The sequence below is a fragment of the Roseicyclus persicicus genome (assembly GCF_012395815.1).
Lineage (GTDB): Bacteria > Pseudomonadota > Alphaproteobacteria > Rhodobacterales > Rhodobacteraceae > Roseicyclus > Roseicyclus persicicus.
In genome coordinates, this window is record NZ_JAAZQQ010000003.1 from 445,720 (window position 1) to 467,927 (window position 22,208).

Here is a 22,208-nt window from a genome sequence, read left to right on the forward strand (position 1 = left end):
GTGGCACGGGGAAGCTCGAAAAGCTCAGGCAGCACACGCAATCGCAAGGGTGACGCGGGCCGCGACCAGCCTGAGGCCGACGTGACGGCCGAGACCGTCACCCCCGAAACCGATTCGGTCGCCGCCGCCCCGGACGACGCGCCCGCGCCGAGCGAACAGGCCGACATGCCCGCGACCGATGGCCCCTCCGGCAGCGACACGCCCATGGCCGAACCGGTCGAGATGGCCGCCGGCGCCGACACGCCGGCCGCGGGCGAAGCCGGCGACGACAGCCTTGCCGCCTCCGAGACCTCCGAAACCGCCACCGCGCCCGAGACCGCCGACAGCGCCATCGTGGACGCCGAGACCGTGCCGGTCGAAGACGCCCAACCGGCCGCCGCCGCCCCGGAACCCGCCCGCGCGCCGCGCCCGGCCCGCGGCGGCTTCGTGCCGCTGCTGCTGGGTGGGGTGGTCGCCGCCGGCATCGGCTATGGCGCCGCCTATTTCGACGTCCTGCCGACCCCCGGCGCGTCCGACGACCAGTCCGCCGCCATCGCCGCGGCGCTCGACGCCCAGAGCGCGACACTCGCCAGCCTGCAGGCCCGGGTCGAGGAGCTGGCCGCGGCCGAGCCCGTCGTGCCGGACATGCCGCAGCCGGTCGAGGTCGACCTGTCGCCGGTGCTGGACGAGATCGCGGGCCTGTCTGCGCGGCTCGACGCCGCCGCCGGCAGCCTGACCGCCCTCACCGACCGCGTGACGATCCTCGAGGAGCGCCCGGTCTTCACCGGCAACCTCGACGCCGATTCCGCCGCCGCGCTTGAGGCCGCCGCCGAGCTGGAGGCCGAGCTGGCCGCCCAGCGCGAGGCCGCAGAGGCCCGCGCCGCCGAGCTGGAGGCCGAGGCCGCCGCCGCCGCCGCCGCCGCCGAGCAGGCCGCCGCGGACGCCGCCGCCGCCATCGCCGCCGCCGAGGCCGAGGCGCAGGCCGCCGCCGCCGAGGCCGCCGCGCTGGCCGCCCGCGCCGCCGCCGAGGCCGCGCTGGGGCAGGTGCAGGTGGCGCTCGAAACCGGCGCCCCCTTCGCCGAGCCGCTGGCCGCCGTCGCCGGCGCTGCCGAGGTGCCCGCGGGGCTCGCCGCCGCCGCCGACAGCGGCGTGGCCACCCTCGAGGCGCTGCAGGAAGCCTTCCCGACCCTGGCCCGCGCGGCCCTGCCCGTCGCGCTGCAGGAAACCGCCGGCGAGGGGATGGGCGACCGCCTCGGCGCCTTCGTCATGGGCCAGATCGGCGGCCGCTCGGTCGAGCCGCGCGAGGGCGACGACCCCGACGCGGTGCTCAGCCGCGTCGAGGCCGCGGTGCGCGCGGGCGACCTGCCCACCGCGCTGACCGAGGCCGCGGCCCTGCCCGAGGGGGCGCAGGCCGTGCTGGCGCCCTGGATCGCCGATGTCGAAGCCCGCGCCGCGGCGGAGGAGGGGCTCGCCGCCCTGACCGCCGCATTGGCCACCGGTAACTGAGGGGGGACGCGCCGATGCTCTGGTCGCTTCTGAAGGTCCTGATCTTCATCGCCCTCGTCGCGGGCCTCACCTGGGGTACGGGCCTCCTGCTCGAGATGGGCGATGTCGCCCAGCTCACCGTGGCGGGCCGCGAATTCGTGCTGACGCCGCTCCTCGCCGTGTTGGGGTCGGTCGTGCTGCTGCTGGCGGTCTGGCTCCTGTTCAAGCTGGTGGGCCTGCTGGTCGCCACGCTGCGGTTCCTGAACGGTGACGAAACCGCCATCACCCGCTACTTCAACCGCCGCGCCGAGCGGAAGGGCTACGAGGCGCTGGCCGAGGGCATGATGGCGCTCGCCGCGGGCGAGGGCCGGCTGGCCATCCGCAAGGCCGAGCGCGCCGAGAAATACCTCGGCCGCCCCGAGCTGACCAAGCTGGTGGTCGCCCAGGGCGCCGAGATGGTGGGCGACACCGCGCTGGCGACCGAGACCTTCAAGGCGCTGGTGACCGACGACCGCACCCGCTTCGTCGGCGTGCGCGGCCTGATGAAGCAGAAGCTCGCCGCCGGCGACACCGAGACCGCGATGAAGCTGGCCGAAAAGGCCATGGCGATCCGGCCCCGCAACGAGGAGGTGCAGACCACGCTCCTCCAGCTGCAGGCCCGGCACGAGGACTGGTCGGGCGCGCGGGCGACGCTGGCCGCCGCGCTCAAGGCCGGCAACCTGCCCCGCGACGTGCACAAGCGGCGCGACGCCGTGCTGGCGCTGGCCCATGCCCGCGACGCCATGGCCGAGGGCAAGATCGCCGAGGCCACCCGCGACGCCGAGACCGCGCAGCGGCTGGCCCCGGGCCTCGTCCCCGCCGCCGTGATGGCCGCCCGCATCGCCATCGCCGACGGCAAGCCGAAACAGGCCGACAAGATCCTCAAGGCGGCCTGGGCCACCGACCCGCACCCCGACATCGCCGCCGCCTTCGCCGAGATCGCGCCGAAGGAGACGCCGGCCGAGCGGCTGAAACGCTTCCGCCCGCTGATCGCCAAGCACCCCGGCCACCCCGAGACCCGGCTGCTCGAGGCCGAGCTGCAGATCGCCGCCGAGGATTTCCCCGCCGCCCGCCGCGCGCTGGGGGACCTGGCCGAAACCGCGCCCACCGCGCGCTCGCTGACCATCATGGCGGCGATCGAGCGCGGCGCCGGCTCCGAGGACCGGATCGTCCGCGCCTGGCTCGCCAAGGCCGTCACCGCGCCCCGCGGGATGCAGTGGGTCTGCGGCAGCTGCGGCCATGTCCACGCCGACTGGCGCCCGGTCTGCGGCAACTGCGGCAGCTTCGACAGCCTCAGCTGGCAGGAGGTCGCCCAGAGCGACGCCGCCCTGACCGGCCCCGCGCAGATGCTGCCGCTGATCGTCGGCGCGCTGGAGGACAAGCGCCCCGACCCGCCGGCGGACGAGGCCGAGGTGGTCGAGACGACCGCCGACACCGAGCCCGCCGCGGCCCGAAATTAGGGCTAGGAAACCCCGGCGCGGCTTGCTAATAGCCCGCCGGTGCCGGTGTCGTCCCCAGGGCGTGACCGGCGCGCCGGGCCCGTCCTGCGGGCCCGGGCCGAGAAGGATGCCGGTGTAGCTCAGCTGGTAGAGCACGTCATTCGTAATGATGGGGTCGGGGGTTCGAGTCCCTTCACCGGCACCATCCTTCTCCCCGGACCCGCGCAGGTCTGCTCCCTGACGACCCACGCCCCACCGACGTCGCGCTTGCGCGGCTGTCGCGCGTCCCTGCCGGCACCAAGGGCGATGCCCGGCCGATGGTCAGTTCGTCGGGCGGCCCCAGATCGGCGATGCAGCCGGCGAATGCTGTCGGGCTCTTGTCCCCTTCACGCCTCCACCCAAACCCGCACCAGCACCCTTAGCGCGTGGTTCCAACCCACCCTGGCGTGCAAACTGCCCACCCTACCTCCGTAGGCCGGGCTTAAGCCCGGCCCCCGCCGTCTCACCCCCATCCCGCATCCATCCGGCATGGCACACCCCCGCACCCCCGCCGCCGCAGAAGCCCCCTTACTCCTCCACCTTCCCCCGCAGCGCCTTCACCTCTCCCCGCACCTTCTTGCCCTTGATCCGCCGCTCCACCGACCCGTGGGTGGGCCGCGTCGGTCGGCGCGGTTTCGGCGCGACCGTGGCGGCCAGCACCAGCTCGGCCAGACGCTCCCGCGCGATCTCCCGGTTGCGGGCCTGGCTGCGTGTCTCCTCCACGAAGATCACCACCGCCCCGTCCTTGGTCCACCGCCGCCCCGCCAGCCGCCGGAGCCGCCGCTTCACCGGCTCGGGCAGGTGCGGCGACCGCTCCGCCTCGAAGCGCAGTTCGACCGCCGTGGACACCTTGTTCACGTTCTGCCCGCCGGGGCCCGAAGAGCGCACGAACTGCTCCGTGATCTCCCAGTCCTCGAGCGTGATGGTATCGGTGATGCGCAGTCCCACGGGCGTCCCCCGGCCGGTGTCCAGTCTGTGTACAGGGTGTGTACGCGCTGTGTACCGCATGTGCGGCCCCGCGCGGACACTAAAAAGGGCCGCCCGGCGGGCGACCCTTTTCGAGAAATCAGGAGGCGGGTGTCGGTTAGGAACGTCCCACCTGGAAGGGATCTGGTCCCGAGGATTGCCTCAGGTCCGCACCTCCCAAGCTGTCCCGACGCCATTCTCCAATGCTTCTCTAGACACTGGATCACCTCCTTTCGATTGGGTTGCCGTTAATCGAAGGGTGCCACAGATTTCGTGGTTGTCAAAACTTTTCACGCAACCTGTGCCATCAATTTTCGCGTGATGACCCGGAACGGGATCAGCGCGACCACGGCGAGCGACAGCTTGACCATCCAGTCCGCCACCGCCAGCGACACCCAGAGCGGCGCCGCGGGGCCCACGCCCAGCAGCGGCAGCACCTCGCCGGCCCAGCTGACGTCGTTGCCGGGTTCGAGGAAGGCGAGCGCGCCCGAGAAGGCGATGGTGAAGAACAGCGCGGTGTCGACGGTCGACCCGATTATGCTCGACAAAACAGGCGCTTGCCACCAGCCGCGGTCACGCAGCCGGTCGAAGATGGCGACGTCCAGCAGCTGCGCGGTGAGGAAGGCGAGGCCCGAGCCGAGCGCGATCCGCAGGGTCACGAGCGGGCCGAACTCGCCCATGATCTGCGTGCCGATCAGCGAACAGGCGACGCCGACGAGAAAGCCAACGAAAACAACGCGCCGCGCGGCGGCCACGCCGTAGACGCGGTTCATGATATCGGTGACGAGGAAGGCGAGCGGGTAGGTAAAGGCGCCCCAGGTCAGCCACTGGCCGAACAGGAATTGCACCAGGATGTTGGAGGCGACGACGACGGCCGCCATGGCAAGGATGCCGGGCAGGTAACGGGAGGACATGCTGTGTTCCGTTTTGACAAGGTGGTCGGAGACTTGGCCCGCGCGCATCGCGGACGGGCGGCCTCTACACCCGGGCGGGCCGTCAGGCAAGCACCTCGGCCACCGCCCGTGCCACCCGGGGGATCGCCGCCGCGGTCAGGCCCGCCACGTTCATCCGGCCGTCCCCCACGAGGTAGATGCCGTGCGTCTCCCGAAGCGTCTCCACCTGCGCCGGGCTCGCCCCGATCAAGGAGAACATGCCGCGGTGCGCGCCGAGAAAGCCGAAGCGGTCCGATCCCGTCGCCTCCCGCAGCGCCGCGGCCAGAGCCGCCCGGTTGCCCTCCATCACCCGCCGCATCCCCTCCAGCTCCTCGCGCCACATCGCGCCGAGGGCGTCATCGGACAGGATATCCTGCACCACCCGCGCGCCGTGGTCCGGCGGAAAGGCGAAGTTCTGCCGGTTCATCCCCGCCAGCACCCCCTGCGCCGCCGCCTGCGCCCGGCCCTCGCCGGTGACGATCAGGACGGCCCCCACGCGCTCCCGGTAGAGCCCGAAGTTCTTGGAACAGGACGCCGCGATCAGCACCTCGGGCAGCGCCGCGGCGAGGACGCGCACGCCCTCCGCATCCGCCTCCAGCCCCGCGCCAAAGCCCTGGTAGGCCATGTCGACGAAGGGAATCGCCCCCGTCCGCTGGCACAGACCGGCCACCGCCTCCCAGTCGCCGCGCGTCAGGTCCCCGCCGGTCGGGTTGTGACAGCAGCCATGCAGCAGGATCACGTCGCCCGCCGCCACGCCGGCCAGATCGGCCATCATCCCGTCCCGGTCGATCCCGCCCGTAGCCGCGTCGTAGTAGCGGTAGGTCCGCCGCGCCTGCCCCAGGTGGTCGATGATCGCGGGATGGTTGGGCCAGGTCGGGTCGCTGATCCACACCGTCGCGTCGGGCCTGAGCCGCCGCACCGTCTCCAGCACCTGCCGCACGGCCCCCGTGCCCCCCGGCGTGCCGGCCCCCGCAACCCGCGCCGCCGGCACCGCATCCCCCAGCACCAGCCGCCGCATCGCGTCGAGGAACCCCGGGTCGCCCGTCAGGGCGACATAGCCCTTGGTCTCCTGCCGCTCCCAGATCGCGCGCTCGGCGGCCTTCACCGCGGCCATCACCGGCGTCTTCCCCTCGGGCGAGCGGTAGACGCCGACGCCGAGGTCCACCTTGTCGGCCCGCGGGTCGGCCGCGAACATCCCCATCAGCCGGATGATCTTGTCGGGCTCGGGCGGGGTGACCGTTTCGAACATGGGGGCTCCCTTCAGGGAAACAGCGATGGGTCGCGGTCGTGGACGAGGACGCGCCGCTTTTCCTCGCGCCCGACCGGCGCAAAGCCGAGCCGCTGGTACAGCGCCAGCGCGCGCGGATGGTCCAGTGTGCAGGTGTTGACGGTCATCTTCGCCACGCCGTCCCGCGCCCAGCCGGTCAGGATCGCGGTCTGCAACAGCGCCTTGCCCCAGCCCGCGCCCACCGCCTGCGGCACCAGCCCGAAATAGGCGAGGTCGCAGACCCCCGCCTCGCGCCAGTCCAGCATGAAGAACCCCTGCGGCCAGCCATGCCCCAGCGCCGTCCAGATCACCACGTCCTCGTCGCGGACGAAGGCCTGCAGCGCGGCGGGGTCCTCCTCGGCCTGCACGAAGCGGTCCTGCCACTCGTAGTCGCGGCCGACCGCGTCGTAGAGCGCAAGGAAATACCACACCGGCGGGTCGATCGCGCGCTCGAGCCGGATATGGTCGGGCAGCCGCGGCATCGCCCAGTCGGGCCGCGTCGTCATCTCCAGGTAGGTGACGGTATAGTCGACCGCCGTCCCGGCCGGGACGAAGCTCATCCGGTCTCGACCTGCAGCTGCTCGAACTGGCCCCACTCGGTCCAGGACCCATCGTAGAGCGACACGTCCGCATTCCCCAGCCGCGTCAGCGCCAGCATCACGATGGCCGCCGTCACGCCCGAGCCGCAGGTGGTGATGGTCCGGCGGTTCACGTCGACGCCCGCCGCCTCGAACACGGCGCGCAGCGCGTCGTTGCCCTTCATCGTGCCGTCCGCGTTCAGGAGGCTCGCGTAATGCACGTTCTTCGACCCCGGGATATGGCCCGCGCGCAGCCCCGCCCGCGGCTCCGGCGCCTCGCCCCGGAACCGCGCGGGCGAGCGCGCATCGACGATCTGCCAGTCGCCCAGCTTCGAGGCCGCGGCCACCTGCGTCACGTCCTTCACCAGGTGCGCCTGCCGCTGCACCGTGATGTGCCGGTCGCGGATGATCGGGGCCATGTCCTCCACCGGCCGCCCCTCGGCCAGCCATTTCGGGAACCCGCCGTCCAGCACCGCGACATCGGTCTTGCCCATCAGGCGGAAATTCCACCAGACCCGCGCCGCCGAGAACAGGCCCGACCCGTCATAGACCACCACCTGGTGCCCGTCGCCGACACCCAGCGCGCGCATCCGGCTCATGAACTTCTCGACCGGCGCGGCCATGTGCGGGAGCGCGCTGCGCGCGTCCGAGACCTCGTCGATGTCGAAATAACGCGCGCCGGGGATATGCGCCGCGGCATACTCGGCCTTCCCGTCGCGGCCCGCGTCGGGCAGGTAGTAGGAGCTGTCGAGGATCCGCAGGTCGGGGTCCTCCAGATGCGCGGCCAGCCACTCGGTCGAAACCAGCGTCTTGGGGTCGTCAACAGCCATCGCAAGGCCTCCGGGCGCAGCACCTCTCTCAAGGCACAAGCCCTAGCCGCGCCCGACGCCCCGTGCAAGCCGCGGCTGCCCATCTTTGCTTTCCAAATACTCCGGCCCGCCGCCCGCCACCGGGCGCCGCCGCCTGAATGGCGCTCCCGCACACCCATGCCGCCGAGGAGGGGCCGGCAGGCCCCGACGAGGCGCCGCTCAGCCGTGCTGCTTCAACAGCCGCTGCTTCTGCCGGTTCCAGTCGCGCTCGGCGCTGGTCTCGCGCTTGTCGGCCAGCTTCTTGCCCTTGGCGATGCCCAGCTTCAGCTTCACCAGGCCCTTGTCGTTGAAATACATCACGATCGGCACCAGCGTCATGCCCTGCCGCTGGGTCGCGTTCCACATCCGCGACAACTGCCGCTTGGTCGCCAGCAGCTTGCGCCGCCGCCGCTCCTCGTGGCCCCAGGTCTTGGCCTGCGCGTAGGGCGCGATGTAGCCGTTCACCAGCCACAGCTCGCCCTCCTCCACCGCGGCATAGCTCTCCGCGATGTTGGCCGACCCTTGCCGCAGGCTCTTCACCTCGGACCCCTGCAGCACGATCCCGACCTCCACGTCCTCCTCGATCGCGTAGTCGAAGCGCGCGCGCCGGTTCTCGGCGATCACCTTGTAGTTCTTGTTGTCGCTGTCCTTGGCCATGGGGCCGATATATGCGGTCAGCCCCCGGGCCGCCAGCCCGGCGGCACGTCCACCGTGTCGATCCAGGGCTTGAGGTCCAGCACCGGCGTCCCGTCCCAGGCATCCGTCGCGTCGATCCCGATCACGCCCGCCTCCCGGTCGAGCGACGTGATCACCACCGTCCCCAGCGCGATGGGGTTCGGCCGCACCGGCGAGCGCAGGGCGAACACCCCGCGCAGCCCGCTGCCGTGCAGCGGCGCCTGCAGCACCAGGTCGCGCTCGCCCCGGTCCACCCAGTAGAGCATCTGGATCGCCTGGCCCACCTCCAGCCCGGCAAGGCCCGCGGCGTAGCCCGGCCGCAGCTCGATCCGCGCGCCCTGCCCGGTCTCGCGCGCGGCGCGCAGGTTCTTGGGCGCGGTGCCCTTGGCCCAGGGCGACCGGACATGGCCGATGAAGGTCAGCCCGGCCTCGATCCGGGTGCCGGGGTCGAAGGGCAGGGCGATCTCGCCCGGTCGCCGCCCGGTCATGCGCGTCCTCCGTTCAGCCTGCGGGACAGCACCAGGTTGCCCAAGGCCACCAGCGCGGCAAGCGCCGCCGCGACACCCAGCGCGTCCAGCCCGGCCAGGCCGATCACCGCGCCGCCGATCGCCGCGCCGACCGCCGCGCCGACGTAGATCGCCGCCGCGTTCAGCGCGAGCAGCACGGAGGCCCGCTCGGGCGCGATGCCGATCACCCGCAGCTGTTGCGGCGCCGCGAAGGACCAGCCGAACACCGACCAGACGAACACCAGCGCCAGCAGCGCCGCATCTGGCATCGGCAGGGCCGAGAAGGGCAGCAGCAGCCCGACCTGCGCCACCGCCAGCACCATCAGCGTGCGGTAGGCCCCGATCCGGTCCGACAGGGCGCCGCCGACCAGGTTGCCCACCACCGCGCCAAGCCCGAACACCAGCAGGACCAGCGTCACCCCGTCCCGGCCATAGCCCATGCGCGCCTCGAGCAGCGCGGCGAAATAGGTGAAGACGACGTAGATCGCCCCGAGGAAGGTCGTGGTGAACAGCACCGCCGACATCGGCCGGATGTCGCGCAGCACCGCGCCGAGGTCCGAAAGCCCCACCGGCGCCAGCCGCAGGCCCGCCGGCACCCGGCGCCAGATCAGCCAGGCGCAGGGCAGCGCCAGCGCCGCCACCACGCCGAAGGCGCTGCGCCAGCCGAAGGTGTAGGCCAGCCAGCCGCCCGCCGGCACCCCCAGCACCTGCGCCAGCGTCAGGCCGAAGAACACGGCGGCCAGCGCCCGCGCCCGGCGCTCGGGCGGGCTGGTCGCGGCCACCACGGCGGCGGCCACCGGCGTCGTCAGCCCGGCCCCCAGCGCGGCCAGCCCGCGGGCGGCCAGCAGCACCTCGGCGGTCGGCGCGAGCAGCGCCAGCAGGCTGGCCAGCCCGAAGGTCGCCATCCCCGCCGTCAGCACGCGGCGCCGACCGATCCGACCCGTCGCGGCCACCGCCAGCGGCGACAGCACGGCATAGGACAGCGCGTAGATGGTCATGATCCAGCCCGCGCCCGCGGTCGTCAGGCCAAGGTCGTCGGCCACCGGCACCAGCATCCCGATGACCATGAAGGCGCCCATGCCGATGACGAAGTTCGCGGCCGACAGGACCGGGATCAGCAGCCGGTCGCCCGGCGGGGCCGCCGGTCCGGCGCCCGCGCCCGCCACTAGAGGAGGCCCGCGTGCCGCATCGCCGCCTGGATCTGCGCCTTGGTCGCGTCCGACAGCCCGGTCAGCGGCAGCCGTACCGCGTCGGAACAGCGGCCGAGCACCGACAGCCCGTATTTCGCCCCGCAGACGCCGGGCTCGGCAAAGATCGCCTCGTGCAGCGGCATCAGCCGGTCCTGGTAGTCGAGCGCGGCGCGGTAATCGCCGGCCAGCGTCGCCGCCTGCATCTCGGCGCAGAGCCGCGGCGCGACATTGGCGGTGACGGAAATGCAGCCCACGCCGCCCTGCGCGTTGAAGCCCACGGCGGTCGCGTCCTCGCCCGACAGCTGGATGAAGCCGGTGCCGCAGGTCATGCGCTGCTTGGGCACGCGGGACAGGTCGCCGGTCGCGTCCTTGACGCCGACGATGTTCGGCAGCTTCGCCAGCTCGCCCATCGTCGCCGGGACCATGTCGATCACCGAGCGCGGCGGGATGTTGTAGATGATGATCGGCAGGCCGATCTCGTTCAGCGCCGAGAAATGCGCGATCAGGCCCTTCTGGGTGGGCTTGTTGTAGTAGGGCGTCACCACCAGCGCGGCATCGGCGCCCACGGCCTTGGCGTGCTCGACGAAGCGGATCGCCTCGACCGTGTTGTTCGACCCCGCGCCCGCGATCACCGGCACCCGGCCCGCGGCGGTCTGCACCACGGCCTCGATGACCTGCTCGTGTTCCTCGTGGGTGAGGGTCGGGCTTTCGCCGGTGGTGCCGACCGGCACGAGGCCGGTCGAGCCCTCGGCGATCTGCCACTCCACCAGTTTCTTCAGCGCGTCGAAATCCACGGCGCCGTCCTTGAACGGCGTGACCAGGGCGGGCATCGAGCCTTGGAACATGACACGCTTCCTTTCGTGGGCTTTCAGGGTGGCCGCCCCCGGACAAAGGGGGTCGGCAAAGTCGCGCGGACACTAGCGATGGCGCGCGGGAATGCCAAGTTCGTGTGTTGCGCCGGGGCGATCTCGGCTTATCCTCTGGCCCGAGCAGGAAAGGCGTCCCGATGCGGCAGGTTTTGCTGAGCGTTTTCCTTTTGCTGGCCCCGCTGCGCGCCGGGGCCGACACCGAGGCGCTGGGCCTCGCGCTGGACGCGCTGGCGCAGCGCGACCTCGGGCTTGCCGCACAGGCGGCGGGCCGGATCGACGACCCCGTCGCGCTCGACATCCTCAGCTGGACGCGGCTCCGGCAGGGGCAGGGCGACTGGCAGGAATTCATCGACTTCCTCGACCGCAACCCCGACTGGCCGGGCCTGCCCTACCTGCGCGCGCAGGGCGAGCCGTCCATCCCCGCGGGCGCCGACCCCGCCGCCGTCATCGCCTATTTCGCCGACCAGTCCCCGACCACCGGGACGGGGGCGTTGGCGCTGGCGCTGGCGCTGCAGGCGCGTGGCGACCAGGCCGCCGCCGAGGCCGAGGCGATCCGCGCCTGGACCGGCCTGACCATGACCGGCGACGAGGCGGGGCGCCTGCGCACGGCCTTCGGCGCCGTGCTGAACCAGGGCACGCACCATGTCGACCGGCTCGACCACCTGCTGTGGGAAGGCGCCGAGGAGCGCGCGCGGGCCATGTTCCCGCTGGTGCCCGAGGGCTGGCAGCGGCTGGCCGAGGCGCGGCTGGCGCTGCGGGCGCGGCGGCCCGGGGTGGACGACCTGATCGCCGCGGTGCCGGCCGACCTCGCCGGCCACCCGGGGCTCGCCTACGAGCGGTTCCTGTGGCGGATGCGCTCGGGCTTCTGGGACACGGCGGGCGAGCTGATGGCCGAACGCTCGGCCTCGCGTGCCACGCTGGGCCGGCCGCTGGCCTGGGCCGACCGCCGCGCCGACCTCGCCCGCGACGTGATGCGCGAGGGCGATTTCGAGACCTGCTACGCCTACGCCGCCAATCACCACGTCGACCCCGCCCGCGAGGACAGCAGCTTTTCCGAGAACGAGTGGATCGCGGGCTACTGCGCCTTCCGGCTGGGCCGCCACGCCGACGCGGTCCGGCATTTCGAGACCTTCCGCGGGTCGGTCACCTCGCCGATCTCGATGGGGCGTGCGGGCTACTGGCTCGGCCGCGCCCACGAGGCCGCGGGCTACCGCGCGGCGGCGGCCGAGGCCTATGCGCTGGGCGCGCGCTACCAGTCGAGCTTCTACGGCCAGCTTGCCGCCGAACGCGGCGGGCTGCCGGTCGATCCGGCCTTCCTCGGCACCGAGGTCTACGGCGACTGGCGGCAGGCCGCGTTCACCCGCTCGACCGTGTTCCATGCCGCGCTTCTCTACTACGAGGCCGGGCAGGACTGGCCGGCGGAGCGGTTCCTGACCCACCTGACCGAAAGCCTGACCCGCACCGAGGCCGGGCAGATGGGCGATTTCGCGCTGGAGCTGGGCGACATCCACCTGGCCCTGCGCATCGCCAAGCGGGCGGCGCAGTCGGGGCACGAGATCATGCGCGCCTACTACCCCATCGCGCCCGAGCTGGTCGCGGCGCAGCTGCCCGCGCCGGCCGCGCTGGTGCTGTCGATCGCCCGGCGCGAATCGGAGTTCGACCCGGGCGTCGTCAGCCCGGCGGGCGCCATCGGCCTGATGCAGGTCATGCCCGCCACCGGCCGCGACACCGCGCGCGACATCGGCATCGCCTATTCGCAGGACCGGCTGCTGGACGACCCGGCCTACAACGCGCAGATCGGGGCGCATTTCCTTGCCGGGCTGATCGAGCGCTACCGGGGCAATCCGGTGCTGGTGACCATCGCCTACAACGCCGGCCCCGGTCGCGCGAACGAGTGGATCGAGCGCTTTGGCGACCCGCGGCAGGCCGACGACATCGTCTACTGGATCGAGGCGCTGCCCTTCACCGAGACGCGCAACTACGTGATGCGCGTGACCGAGAGCCTCGCCATCTACGAGGCCCAGCTGACCGGCAGCCTGCCGACGCTCGGCCTGTCCGAGCGGCTGGTGCAGTAGCGCTCAGGAGGCCGGGCCGAAGGGCTCGCAGGCGATGTTGCGGGCGTTGAGCCGCGCACAGGCACGGGCGGCCTGATCCTCGGTCATGCCCTGGAACCGGGCCTCGTAGCCGCCGCCCCGCTGCACCACCCGGCGCAGGGCCTGGTCGAAGGTGCCGACCTCGCTCAGCGCGGTGCGCAGCAACAGCCGCTCGGCGGCGTGGTGCGAGGGTTGCGCCCCCAGCGACACGCCGAAGAGCCGCGAGCCGGTGGAGGAGGCGCGGGTGACGACCTCGGGCTCAGCCGCGCGGGCGACCTCGACCGGGGGCGGATCGGCCGGGCGCGGCGGCACGGCCAGCGCGGCCTGCGTCGCCGGGCGCGGCACGGGCGGCACCGCGGGGGCAGCGGCCGCCGTCGCAACCGGGGCCGCGGCGCCCTGTGCGTCGGGGGTCGGGGCGACCTCGGCGGGGGCGGCGGCGACCTCGGCCGGTGCCGGCTCTGGCTCCGGCTCGGCCAAGGGGCGCGGGGCGGGGGCCGGGTCGGCCGTGGCGACGGCGGTGGTCAGGGCGGCGCCGACCGCCTCCTCGATCGCCGCGACCAGTTCGGGCGGCGGGGCCGAGGCCGGCGCGGACGGGCCGGGCCGGGGCAGGGGCCGGAGCGAGCGCGTCACCAGCCCCGACACCAGCTGCGCCTGCCCGACGTTGCCGCCGTCGCCGTCGTCGTCGGTGTAGGCCGGCAGCGATGGCCGCCGCACCTGGGCGTTGGCCGGCGCCCGCGCAAAGCCCATGTCGAGCAGTTCCATGATGCGCTGGTTGCGCCACGCCGCCGAGCGCCCGCCGAACACGGTGGCGAGGATGCGCACGTTGCCGCGCTCGGCCGAGGCCACGAGGTTGAAGCCTGCGGCGCGGGTGTAGCCGGTCTTGATCCCGTCCGCGCCGCGGTAGGCATCCAGGAAGGCGCGGTTGGTGTTGCGCACGGTGGCGATGCCGGCATCCTCCTCGCGGCGCGAGAAGATGTTGTAATACTGGGGATAATCGTAGAACAGGCGACGCCCGAGGATGGTCATGTCATGGGCCGTCGACAGGTGCCCCTCCTCGGTCAGGCCATGGGCGTTGCGAAAGGTGGTGCGCGTCATCCCCAGCGCCCGCGCGGTGCGGTTCATCCGCCGCGCAAAGGCCGCCTCGGAGCCCGAGATCGCCTCGCCGATGGCGGTGGCCGCGTCGTTGGCCGAGCGGATCGCGGCGGCGCGGATCAGGTAGCGGAACCGGATCGTGGAGCCCGCCCGCAGGCCCAGTTCCGACGGGGGTTCGGCCGCCGCCTGGGCCGAGATGCGCACGGGCGTGTCGAGCGTGATCTCGCCCAGCCGGATCGCCTCGAAGGCGATGTAGAGCGTCATCATCTTGGTCAGCGAGGCGGGGTGCAGCCGGGTGTCGGCATTGCGCGAATGCAGCACCTCGCCGGTGCGCGCATCCATCACCATCGCGGCATAGGGCGCCGCGCGCAGGGGCGCCGCGGCCAATGCCACGCAGAACAGGAGGACCAGCCCGATGAGGGCCGGAAAACTCGGTCGTTGTCTCACGGAGCCTGCTCGCTCTGCCTCAAGGTGCCGTCTGGTGCGGCGTGATCATGAGCCTAAGCCATCGCCACGGAAAAATCCATGGGGCGCAGGGGCGAAAATCGCCCCCCTGTGGCGACCCGACTCGGGGGCGCAGATGTGGCGGTGCGGATGCTTGCAACCGCAAGATTTCGCGGTGTTTTCAGGGCGGACCGGGCCGTGGCGGGGACGAAAGGGCGCGTGGCGCGCGCCGCGGCGGTCTGGTAGAAGATCCCGAGACGAGAAAGGACGGCCCCGATGAAGGACAGCTACGACGACCGCAAATCCCGCGCCTCGACCTGGTTCCGCGCGCTGCGCGACGAGATCGTTGCGACCTTCGAGGCGCTCGAGGACGCGCAGGGCGGCGACGCGCCCGCGGGCCGCTTCGAGGTGACCGAGACGCGGCGCCACTCGGACGACGGGTCGGACGCGGGCGGCGGGCTGATGAGCGTGATGCGCGGCGGCCGCGTGTTCGAGAAGGTCGGCGTCAACGTCTCGACCGTCTACGGGCAGCTTGGCCCCCGCGCCGTGGCCGCGATGTCGTCGCGCAAGAACATGGAGGGGCTGAAGGACGACCCGACCTTCTGGGCCTCGGGCATCAGCCTGGTCGCCCACATGCAGAACCCCCACGCGCCCGCCGTCCACATGAACACGCGGATGTTCTGGACGCCCGTCGCGCACTGGTTCGGCGGCGGCTCCGACCTGAACCCGGCGATCGAGTATGCCGAGGACACCGCGCATTTCCATGGCGTGCTCAAGGCGCACTGCGACCGCCACCAGCCCGACTACTACGACCGGTTCAAGGCCTGGGCCGACGAGTATTTCTACGTCCCCCACCGCCACCGGGCGCGCGGCGTCGGCGGCATCTTCTACGACGACCTGAACACCGGCGACTGGGAGGCGGATTTCGCCTTTACCCAGGACGTCGGCCGCGCCTTCCTGCCGGCCTTCGTGCCCTGCGTGGAACGCCGCCGCCACACCGCGTGGACCGAGGCCGACCGCGAGGCGCAGCTGGTGCACCGCGGGCTTTATGCCGAGTACAACCTCGTCTACGACCGCGGCACCAAGTTCGGGCTGGAGACCGGCCACGACGCCAACGCCGTGCTGATGAGCCTTCCGCCCATCGCCAAGTGGACGTGACGGATCAGCGGGCGAGAAGTTCCCTGTAGATCGCGCTGATCGCCGCGGCCTCGCGGGCGATGTCGAAGCGCGCCTCCATGTGGGCGCGGGCGGCCTCGCCCTGCAGCATCCGCTCGGCGGGGTTCTCCAGGTAGGCGCGCACCGCCGCCGCCATCGCGGGCCCGTCCTGCGGCGGGATCAGCGCGCCGGTGCGCCCGTCGACCACCAGCTCCTCGAAGGCGCCGACGCGGGTGGCGACCACCGGAACGCCGCAGGCCATCGCCTCGAGCGGGGTCAGGCCGAACCCCTCCCAGCGCTGCGGCGCGACGAAGAGGTCGAGCGCGCGGTACCAGTCGGCGATCTCGTGCACCGGCACCTCGGGCTTGAACAGGATCCGGTTCTCAAGCCCCGCGGCCAGCACCCGTTCGCGCAGCGACCGCTCGTAGGCGCGGTGCTGCTCGGTCGCCCGGCCCATGACGATGGCGGTGACCTCGGGGAAGTCCCGTAGCACCGCGATCATCGCCTCCACGAAATCGCCGGTGCCCTTCTGCGCCCGGATGCGCCCGAAGCAGCCGACCAGCGGCCCCGCGGGCAGGCCCATCCGCGCCTTCAGCCGGGCGCGGTCGGGCGTGGTGGAAAAGGCGGTCAGGTCGATGCCGTGCAGGATGACGGTCGAGGGGCGGTCGAGGTAGCCGGCGGTCTTCCGCGAGGTCGAGATCACGGCGTCCATCTGCCCGATCAGCCATTTCGTGTAGCGCGTGTGGGTGCGCTGCGAGGCCGAAGTGAACAGGAGCTTCAGGTCCTTGCGCAGCACCCGCTTGAGCACGATGCCCGCCAGCATCTCGGAGTTGCGCCGCGCGTGCCAGACCCGGGCGCCCGACGGCCCGTGCCGCGGCATGGTCACGAGGTCGCGCAGCCGGACCTGCGGCACATGGGTCGGCAGGGCAGGGGCCACCGCCGCGATGGCGATGTCGCGGGATTGCAGCGGCACGAGGCGCACCACGGTCGCGGTCACGCCCGAGAGGCGCGACTTGAAGTTCGGCGCGAGGACATCGACGTGGGCGGGATCGAGAAACTGCATGGACCAGCCGCTTAGCGCCGCCCGGGCCGCGGAACAAGCGGCGCGATGCCGGTTGCCCCCGGGCGCTGCGGCGGAAACCGGCCAGCCGGCGGCGCTCGCGGTTTCGTGTCCGGGCGGCCGGTTGAACGGGCGCCGCGCCACCATAGCCTGAGGGCACGCGGCGCCGAGCACGCCGCGCCAACCAGAACAGACTTGAGAGCAAGGAGCTCCTTCCCATGAAACGCACCCTCATCCTCACGGCCGGCCTCGCCGCGCTGACCGCCGCCCCCGCGCTGGCCGGCGGCATGGCCGAGCCCGCCCCCGCGCCCGTCACCATCGCCCCCGCGCCCGTCGCCGCCGGCACCGACTGGACCGGCCCCTCGGTCGGTCTGCAGCTGGGCTACGGCGACGTGTCCACCTCGGGCGCGGCGAACCTTGACGGCGACGACGTGCTGCTGGGCCTGCGCGCCTACTACGACGTCGACCTCGGCGACTTCGTCGTCGGCGGCGGCGTGCAGTACGACACCGCGGACATCGACATCGGCGGCGTCACCACGCTCGACTCGGTCACCCGCGTCGGCGTCCGCGGCGGTGTCGACCTCGGCAGCAACTGGATCTACGGCACCGCCGGCTGGGCCGAGGCCCGGACCTCGAACGCCGCCGTGGGCGACAGCGAGGGCTGGTTCGCGGGCGTCGGCTACGAGGTCTTCGTCGCCGACACCGTGACCGTGGGCGCCGAGCTGCTGCATCACCGCTTCGAGGACTTCAACCTCGCCGATCTGGACGCCGAGGCGACGACCGCCGCGGTATCGGTGAACTTCCGCTTCTGAGCCTCAGGCGAAGACCGGACCGAAATCCGTGCCCAGGCCTTCGGCGGCGACATCGCCGCCGAGGGCCGCCAACGCCCCGAGCCGCCCCAGCTCGTCGGCGCATTTCGCCGCGGCCCCGTTGCCCCCCGTCAGGAGCGTGACGTGGGCGTCCAGCCGGGCGATGTAGGGGTAGCCCGTTTCCGTGAAGCTGACCGCGCAGGCGCCGGTCGAGGTGCCCGCGATCGCGAGGTCGGGCATCAGCGTCGTCAGCGCGTCCCGGAGCGCCGCGCCCGCCGCCGCGCTGCCCTCGGTGCGGAACCAGGCGTTCAGCGCTGCGCCGTCCCGCGCCTCGGGGCTGTCGGCCTCGCCGCCGATCTTCAGCCGCAGCCGCCCGTCGGGGTAGCGGACCGGCGGAAGCAGGTAGAGGTCGGTGTCGGAGCCCTCGGGCACCCAGATCAGGCTCGGCATGTCCGACAGTCGCGCGGCCTCGGCCTCCGTCACCTCGGCGAAGAGGACGGTGCGCTGGTAGACCCGCATGGCCGGCCGCGCCCCGGTCAGCGGCTGTGCCGCCGCCCAGCCGCCGGTGGCGAGGACCACGTGGTCGGCCGACACCCGGCCGCCATCGGCAAGCGCGAGGGTCGCGCCGTCGCGGGCGACGGCATGGGTCGCGATCACCTCGGCCCCGGCCGCTACGGCGAGCCGCTCTTCGGCAAGCCTCATCGCCCTCGGGTCGATGACCCCGCCGACGGGATCGAGGACCGCGACGCCGTCGCCGGGCAGGCGGAACATCGGGAACCGCGCGGCCAGCGTCGGCCCCGCCAGTAGCTCGTGCCGAAGCCCGAGCCGGGCGGAGGTGTCCAGAACCCCGGCGGTAAAGCCCGCCATCGGCCCGGTCGCGGGGCCGGCCATCAGGCCGCCGCGGGCGTTGTAGAAGGGCAGGCCGCCCCGCGCCTCCAGCTCCGCGTAGCGCGCGATCGACCGGGTGGCGAGCCGCGCCCAGACCGGGTCCTGCGCGATCGCCCGCGTGATGCGGCCGGCGTCGTGGAAGCTGCCGAAGGGGCCGTCATGGGCGGCGCGGTCGGCGGGCTCGTCCGGGCCGACCAGCGCCACCCGAAGCCCCGCCCCGGCGAGGTGCCGGGCGCAGGCCGTGCCCATCAGGCCCCGGCCCACCACCGCCACGTCCACTGTGCCCATGCCTGCCCCCGCGCCCGGCCCCACCGGCCCGAGGGCGTATTTTCAGAAAGATGAAGGGAAAGGTCGATCCCCTCGCGGGCCCCTGCGCTTCATCTTTCCCCAAATACGCCTGCGACCGGCTGCCACGGGCGCCGCCGTCCGGGTCAGCCGCGGATCGTTTCCAGGAGGAGGTGCACGTTGTCCGGGTTCGCGTCGGGCGTGATGCCGTGGCCGAGGTTGAAGATGTGCGGCCCGTGCTTCAGCGCATCGACGATGGCGCGGGTCGCGTCCACCAGCTCCTGCCCGCCGGTCACCATGTATTTCGGATCGAGGTTGCCCTGCACGCAGCTGTCGGGCTGCAGGTGCTCCGCCGCCCATGCCGGATCGACCTTCGTGTCGATGGCGAGCCCGTCGGCGCCGACCGCCTTGGCGAAGCCGATGTACTTCTCGCCCGCCTCGCGCGGGAAGGCGATGACCGGCAGCCCCGGGTGGCGGCGTTTCAGCTCGGCGGTGATGCGCTTGGCGGGTTCCAGCGCGAAGGCGTCGAAGGCCGCGCCCTTGAGCGAGCCCGCCCAGCTGTCGAAGATCTTGATCACCTCGGCGCCGGCCTGGACCTGGCAATCCAGGTACTCGATGGTGGCCTCGGTCAGCAGGTCGATCAGCGCGCCGAAGGTCGCCGGGTCCTCCTGCCGGAGCTTGTGCGCGGGCCCCTGGTCGGGCGTGCCGCGGCCGGCGATCATGTAGGTCGCCACCGTCCAGGGCGCGCCGGCGAAGCCGATCAGCGTGGTCTCCTCGGGCAGCTCGCGGGCGAGGATGCGCACGGTCTCGTAGACCGGCGCGAGGTGGTCGTGGATGTCGTCCTTGCCCTTCAGCTTCGCCAGCCCCTCGGGCCCGGTGATGGTGGACAGGCGCGGCCCCTCGCCGGTGACAAACCACAGGTCGGCCCCCAGCGCATCGGGGATCAGCAGGATGTCGGCGAAGAGAATCGCCGCGTCGAAGCCGTAGCGCCGGATCGGCTGCAGCGTGACCTCGGCGGCGAGGTCGGAGTTGTAGCACAGCGACAGGAAATCCCCCGCCTCGGCCCGCGTCGCCCGGTACTCCGGCAGGTAGCGCCCGGCCTGCCGCATCAGCCAGACGGGCGGCACCTCCATCGCCTCGCCCGCCAGCGAACGCAGCAGTTTCTTCCGGCCGGTCTGGGGCGCGTCAAACATGGGAATTGTCCTTCGGTCGTTCAGCGGACAGGAATTGTCCACGGCCATGAGTCTGTCAACCCGAAGGCGATTGTCAAGTAAAGTTGACAGGTGTAGAAGGATCCCATGACGACCGACCTCCCCACCCCCGCCCGTCCCCTCCGCATCGGAACCCGTGGATCGCCGCTGGCGCTGGCGCAGGCGCACGAGACGCGCAGCCGGCTGATGGCGGCCTTCGACCTGCCGGAGCAGGCCTTCGAGATCGTGGTGATCAAGACCACCGGCGACGACCGCAGCCTGATCGACGCCGACATCGCGCTGAAGACGCTGGGCGGCAAGGGCCTGTTCACCCGCGAGATCGAGGAGGACATGCTGTCAGGCAAGATTGACATCGCGGTCCACTCGATGAAGGACATGCCGGTGCTGCAGCCCAAGGGGCTGGTGCTCGACTGCTACCTCCCGCGCGAGGACGTGCGCGACGCCTTCGTCGCGCTGAACCACGGCAGCCTCGCCAGCCTGCCCGCGGGCGCGCGCATCGGGTCGTCCTCGCTCCGGCGTCGGGCGCAGCTGAAGGCGCGCCGGCCCGACCTGCAGGTGGTCGAGTTCCGCGGCAACGTGCAGACGCGGATGAAGAAGCTGGGCGACGGCGTCGCCGATGCGACCTTCCTCGCCATGGCCGGTCTGCGCCGTCTCGGCATGACCGAGGTGGTGAAAGCCGCCATCGCGCCCGAGGACATGCTGCCGGCGGTGGCGCAGGGCGCCATCGGGATCGAGCGGCGGCTCGACGACCACCGCGCCGCGGCGATGCTCGAGGCGATCCATCACGGCCCCACCGGCCAGCGGCTCGCGGCCGAGCGCGCCTTTCTCGCCGGGCTCGACGGGTCCTGCGAGACGCCCATCGCGGGGCTGGCCGAGCTCGACGGCGGCACGCTGCGGCTCCGCGGCGAGATCCTGCGCCCCGACGGCTCCGAGGTCCTGACCGCCGACCGCAGCGCCCCGATCGAGGACGGCGCGGCGCTGGGCGCCGAGATGGCCCACGACCTGCGCGCCCGTGCCGGGGTCGGGTTCTTCGACTGGATCGCGGCCTGAGCGGCAAGGTGCTCATCGGGCCACAACCCTGCCCAAAGCCTGATTGTGCAGTTGCAGCATTGACCTTGCTGTGATCTTGTCCACCTTGTCGGTGCCGGGATTGCCCCGGTGTGAGTCAGCCGAACGGATGTTTTGTTATGTTGATTGAAGAGACCGGTTTGCCCGGGTTGGTGGTTGTGACGCCAGCGCGGTTCGGGGATGAGCGGGGGTTTTTCTCGGAGACGTGGAGCCGGTCGAAGCTGGCGGAGCACGGCATCGACGTGGAGTTCGTGCAGGACAACCACTCGCTGTCGGCGCAGGTGGGCACGGTGCGGGGGCTGCATTTCCAGAAGCCGCCGCGGGCGCAGGCCAAGCTGGTGCGCTGCGGGCGGGGGCTGTTGTTCGACGTGGCGGTGGATATCCGCAAGGGATCGCCGACCTATGGCAAGTGGTTCGGGATCGAGCTGAGCTTCGAGAACGGCCGCCAGCTGATGATCCCCGCGGGCTTCGCGCATGGCTTCGTGACGCGGGCACCCGACACCGAGATCATCTACAAGTGTTCCGACGGCTACGCGCCCGAGACCGAGGGTGCGCTGCGCTACGATGATCCCGACCTCGGGATCGACTGGGGCTTGGGCGACACGGCCCCGATCCTGTCGGCCAGGGATGCCGCGGCGGGGGCCTTCGCCGGGTTCGACAGCCCGTTCTTGTATGAGGATTCTGCTGCATGAAGCTGCTGGTGACGGGCGGGGCGGGGTTCATCGGGTCGGCGGTGGTGCGGCTGGCGGTGGCCCGCGGGCACGCGGTCGTCAACGTCGACAAGCTGACCTATGCCGCCTGCCTCGACAATGTGGCGAGCGTGGCGGACAGCCCGCTCTACGCCTTCGAGCAGGCCGACATCTGCGACCGCGGGGCGATGGACCGGATCCTGGCCGAGCACCGCCCCGACGCGATCATGCACCTCGCCGCCGAGAGCCACGTCGACCGCTCCATCGACGGGCCCGGCACCTTCATCGAGACGAACGTGACCGGGACCTACACGCTGCTCGAGGCCGCGCGGGCCTACTGGACCGCGCAAGGCAAGCCCGAGGGTTTCCGCTTCCACCACATCTCGACCGACGAGGTCTACGGCACGCTGGGCGACACGGGGCTCTTCACCGAGGACACGCCCTACGCGCCGAACAGCCCCTATTCCGCGTCCAAGGCGGCGTCGGACCACCTGGTGCGCGCCTGGCACGAGACCTACGGGCTGCCGGTCGTGCTGACCAACTGCTCGAACAACTACGGGCCCTACCACTTCCCCGAGAAGCTGATCCCGGTGGTGATCCTG

21 protein-coding genes and 1 tRNA gene are annotated in these 22,208 nt (G+C 72.2%); 9 read left to right on the forward strand and 13 right to left on the reverse strand.

The genetic code is table 11. The annotated features are described in order from the left end of the window. The 3 genes from HCU73_RS18630 (at window position 1) to HCU73_RS12015 (ending at window position 3,147) form a co-directional block, all read left to right on the forward strand. Window positions 1-1,485: a COG4223 family protein gene (locus tag HCU73_RS18630; protein WP_210730605.1), complete on the forward strand. Its 1,485-nt coding sequence runs from the start codon at window positions 1-3 to the stop codon at window positions 1,483-1,485. A gap of 14 nt (window positions 1,486-1,499) precedes the next feature. Beyond that, on the forward strand, window positions 1,500-2,963 hold the full coding sequence (locus tag HCU73_RS12010) for a heme biosynthesis protein HemY (RefSeq protein WP_168623688.1): 1,464 nt from the start codon (window positions 1,500-1,502) through the stop codon (window positions 2,961-2,963). Window positions 2,964-3,071: 108 nt separating this feature from the next. Continuing rightward, window positions 3,072-3,147: transfer RNA gene (locus HCU73_RS12015), tRNA-Thr, on the forward strand. A 362-nt stretch (window positions 3,148-3,509) separates the two neighbouring features. Here HCU73_RS12015 and arfB read toward each other — a convergent pair. The 9 genes from arfB to dapA form a co-directional block, all read right to left on the reverse strand. Continuing rightward, on the reverse strand, window positions 3,510-3,923 hold the full coding sequence (gene arfB, locus HCU73_RS12020; RefSeq protein ID WP_239025558.1) for an alternative ribosome rescue aminoacyl-tRNA hydrolase ArfB: 414 nt from the start codon (window positions 3,921-3,923) through the stop codon (window positions 3,510-3,512). A 314-nt stretch (window positions 3,924-4,237) separates the two neighbouring features. Beyond that, the gene (locus HCU73_RS12025) at window positions 4,238-4,861 is read right to left on the reverse strand and encodes a queuosine precursor transporter (protein WP_168623690.1); all 624 of its coding nucleotides are present in this window, start codon (window positions 4,859-4,861) and stop codon (window positions 4,238-4,240) included. A gap of 82 nt (window positions 4,862-4,943) precedes the next feature. Further along, the gene (locus tag HCU73_RS12030; RefSeq protein WP_168623691.1) at window positions 4,944-6,128 is read right to left on the reverse strand and encodes an amino acid aminotransferase; all 1,185 of its coding nucleotides are present in this window, start codon (window positions 6,126-6,128) and stop codon (window positions 4,944-4,946) included. Window positions 6,129-6,139: 11 nt separating this feature from the next. Then, window positions 6,140-6,706, reverse strand: a complete 567-nt coding sequence (locus HCU73_RS12035; protein ID WP_168623692.1) for a GNAT family N-acetyltransferase — start codon at window positions 6,704-6,706, stop codon at window positions 6,140-6,142. Continuing rightward, window positions 6,703-7,554: a 3-mercaptopyruvate sulfurtransferase gene (sseA, locus tag HCU73_RS12040; protein ID WP_168623693.1), complete on the reverse strand. Its 852-nt coding sequence runs from the start codon at window positions 7,552-7,554 to the stop codon at window positions 6,703-6,705. Before sseA ends, HCU73_RS12035 begins: the two co-directional genes overlap by 4 nt. Before the next feature lie 198 nt (window positions 7,555-7,752). Next, window positions 7,753-8,229, reverse strand: coding sequence for an SsrA-binding protein SmpB (gene smpB, locus HCU73_RS12045; protein ID WP_168623694.1), 477 nt, complete (start codon window positions 8,227-8,229; stop codon window positions 7,753-7,755). A gap of 17 nt (window positions 8,230-8,246) precedes the next feature. After that, entirely contained in the window at window positions 8,247-8,735 is a 489-nt protein-coding gene (locus HCU73_RS12050) for an SAM-dependent methyltransferase (protein WP_168623695.1), read from the reverse strand. Then, complete coding sequence (locus tag HCU73_RS12055; RefSeq protein WP_168623696.1) at window positions 8,732-9,919, reverse strand: MFS transporter; 1,188 nt, start codon at window positions 9,917-9,919, stop codon at window positions 8,732-8,734. The genes HCU73_RS12050 and HCU73_RS12055 overlap by 4 nt, the downstream gene beginning before the upstream one ends. Beyond that, the gene (dapA, locus tag HCU73_RS12060; RefSeq protein WP_168623697.1) at window positions 9,919-10,788 is read right to left on the reverse strand and encodes a 4-hydroxy-tetrahydrodipicolinate synthase; all 870 of its coding nucleotides are present in this window, start codon (window positions 10,786-10,788) and stop codon (window positions 9,919-9,921) included. Before dapA ends, HCU73_RS12055 begins: the two co-directional genes overlap by 1 nt. Before the next feature lie 161 nt (window positions 10,789-10,949). Between dapA and HCU73_RS12065 the strand changes: the two genes are divergently transcribed. Continuing rightward, on the forward strand, window positions 10,950-12,887 hold the full coding sequence (locus HCU73_RS12065) for a lytic transglycosylase domain-containing protein (RefSeq protein WP_168623698.1): 1,938 nt from the start codon (window positions 10,950-10,952) through the stop codon (window positions 12,885-12,887). 3 nt (window positions 12,888-12,890) lie between these two features. On the opposite strand, the gene HCU73_RS12070 is transcribed toward HCU73_RS12065, so the two are convergent. Further along, window positions 12,891-14,444 carry a D-alanyl-D-alanine carboxypeptidase family protein gene (locus HCU73_RS12070; RefSeq protein ID WP_338052096.1) on the reverse strand — a complete coding sequence of 518 codons (1,554 nt, stop codon included), beginning with the start codon at window positions 14,442-14,444 and terminating at the stop codon, window positions 12,891-12,893. 273 nt (window positions 14,445-14,717) lie between these two features. Between HCU73_RS12070 and hemF the strand changes: the two genes are divergently transcribed. After that, the gene (gene hemF / locus HCU73_RS12075; protein WP_168623699.1) at window positions 14,718-15,599 is read left to right on the forward strand and encodes an oxygen-dependent coproporphyrinogen oxidase; all 882 of its coding nucleotides are present in this window, start codon (window positions 14,718-14,720) and stop codon (window positions 15,597-15,599) included. Between the two features lie 4 nt (window positions 15,600-15,603). On the opposite strand, the gene HCU73_RS12080 is transcribed toward hemF, so the two are convergent. After that, window positions 15,604-16,659, reverse strand: coding sequence for a glycosyltransferase family 4 protein (locus HCU73_RS12080; protein WP_168623700.1), 1,056 nt, complete (start codon window positions 16,657-16,659; stop codon window positions 15,604-15,606). Between the two features lie 215 nt (window positions 16,660-16,874). On the opposite strand from HCU73_RS12080, the gene HCU73_RS12085 reads away from it, so the two are divergent. Then, the gene (locus HCU73_RS12085) at window positions 16,875-17,468 is read left to right on the forward strand and encodes an outer membrane protein (RefSeq protein ID WP_168623701.1); all 594 of its coding nucleotides are present in this window, start codon (window positions 16,875-16,877) and stop codon (window positions 17,466-17,468) included. Window positions 17,469-17,471: 3 nt separating this feature from the next. On the opposite strand, the gene HCU73_RS12090 is transcribed toward HCU73_RS12085, so the two are convergent. Together HCU73_RS12090 and hemE are read right to left on the reverse strand one after the other, a co-directional pair. Next, the gene (locus HCU73_RS12090) at window positions 17,472-18,641 is read right to left on the reverse strand and encodes an NAD(P)/FAD-dependent oxidoreductase (protein ID WP_168623702.1); all 1,170 of its coding nucleotides are present in this window, start codon (window positions 18,639-18,641) and stop codon (window positions 17,472-17,474) included. Window positions 18,642-18,784: 143 nt separating this feature from the next. Continuing rightward, window positions 18,785-19,831: a uroporphyrinogen decarboxylase gene (gene hemE, locus HCU73_RS12095; protein ID WP_168623703.1), complete on the reverse strand. Its 1,047-nt coding sequence runs from the start codon at window positions 19,829-19,831 to the stop codon at window positions 18,785-18,787. A gap of 105 nt (window positions 19,832-19,936) precedes the next feature. Here hemE and hemC point away from each other — a divergent pair, with 105 nt between their 5' ends. From hemC to HCU73_RS12110, 3 genes are all read left to right on the forward strand, one after another. Beyond that, window positions 19,937-20,899, forward strand: coding sequence for a hydroxymethylbilane synthase (gene hemC, locus HCU73_RS12100; protein ID WP_168623704.1), 963 nt, complete (start codon window positions 19,937-19,939; stop codon window positions 20,897-20,899). A 137-nt stretch (window positions 20,900-21,036) separates the two neighbouring features. Continuing rightward, window positions 21,037-21,609, forward strand: a complete 573-nt coding sequence (gene rfbC, locus HCU73_RS12105) for a dTDP-4-dehydrorhamnose 3,5-epimerase (RefSeq protein ID WP_168623705.1) — start codon at window positions 21,037-21,039, stop codon at window positions 21,607-21,609. Then, a partial coding sequence (locus HCU73_RS12110) for a dTDP-glucose 4,6-dehydratase (protein WP_168623706.1) occupies window positions 21,606-22,208 on the forward strand: 603 nt, incomplete at its 3' end. The genes rfbC and HCU73_RS12110, both read left to right, overlap by 4 nt.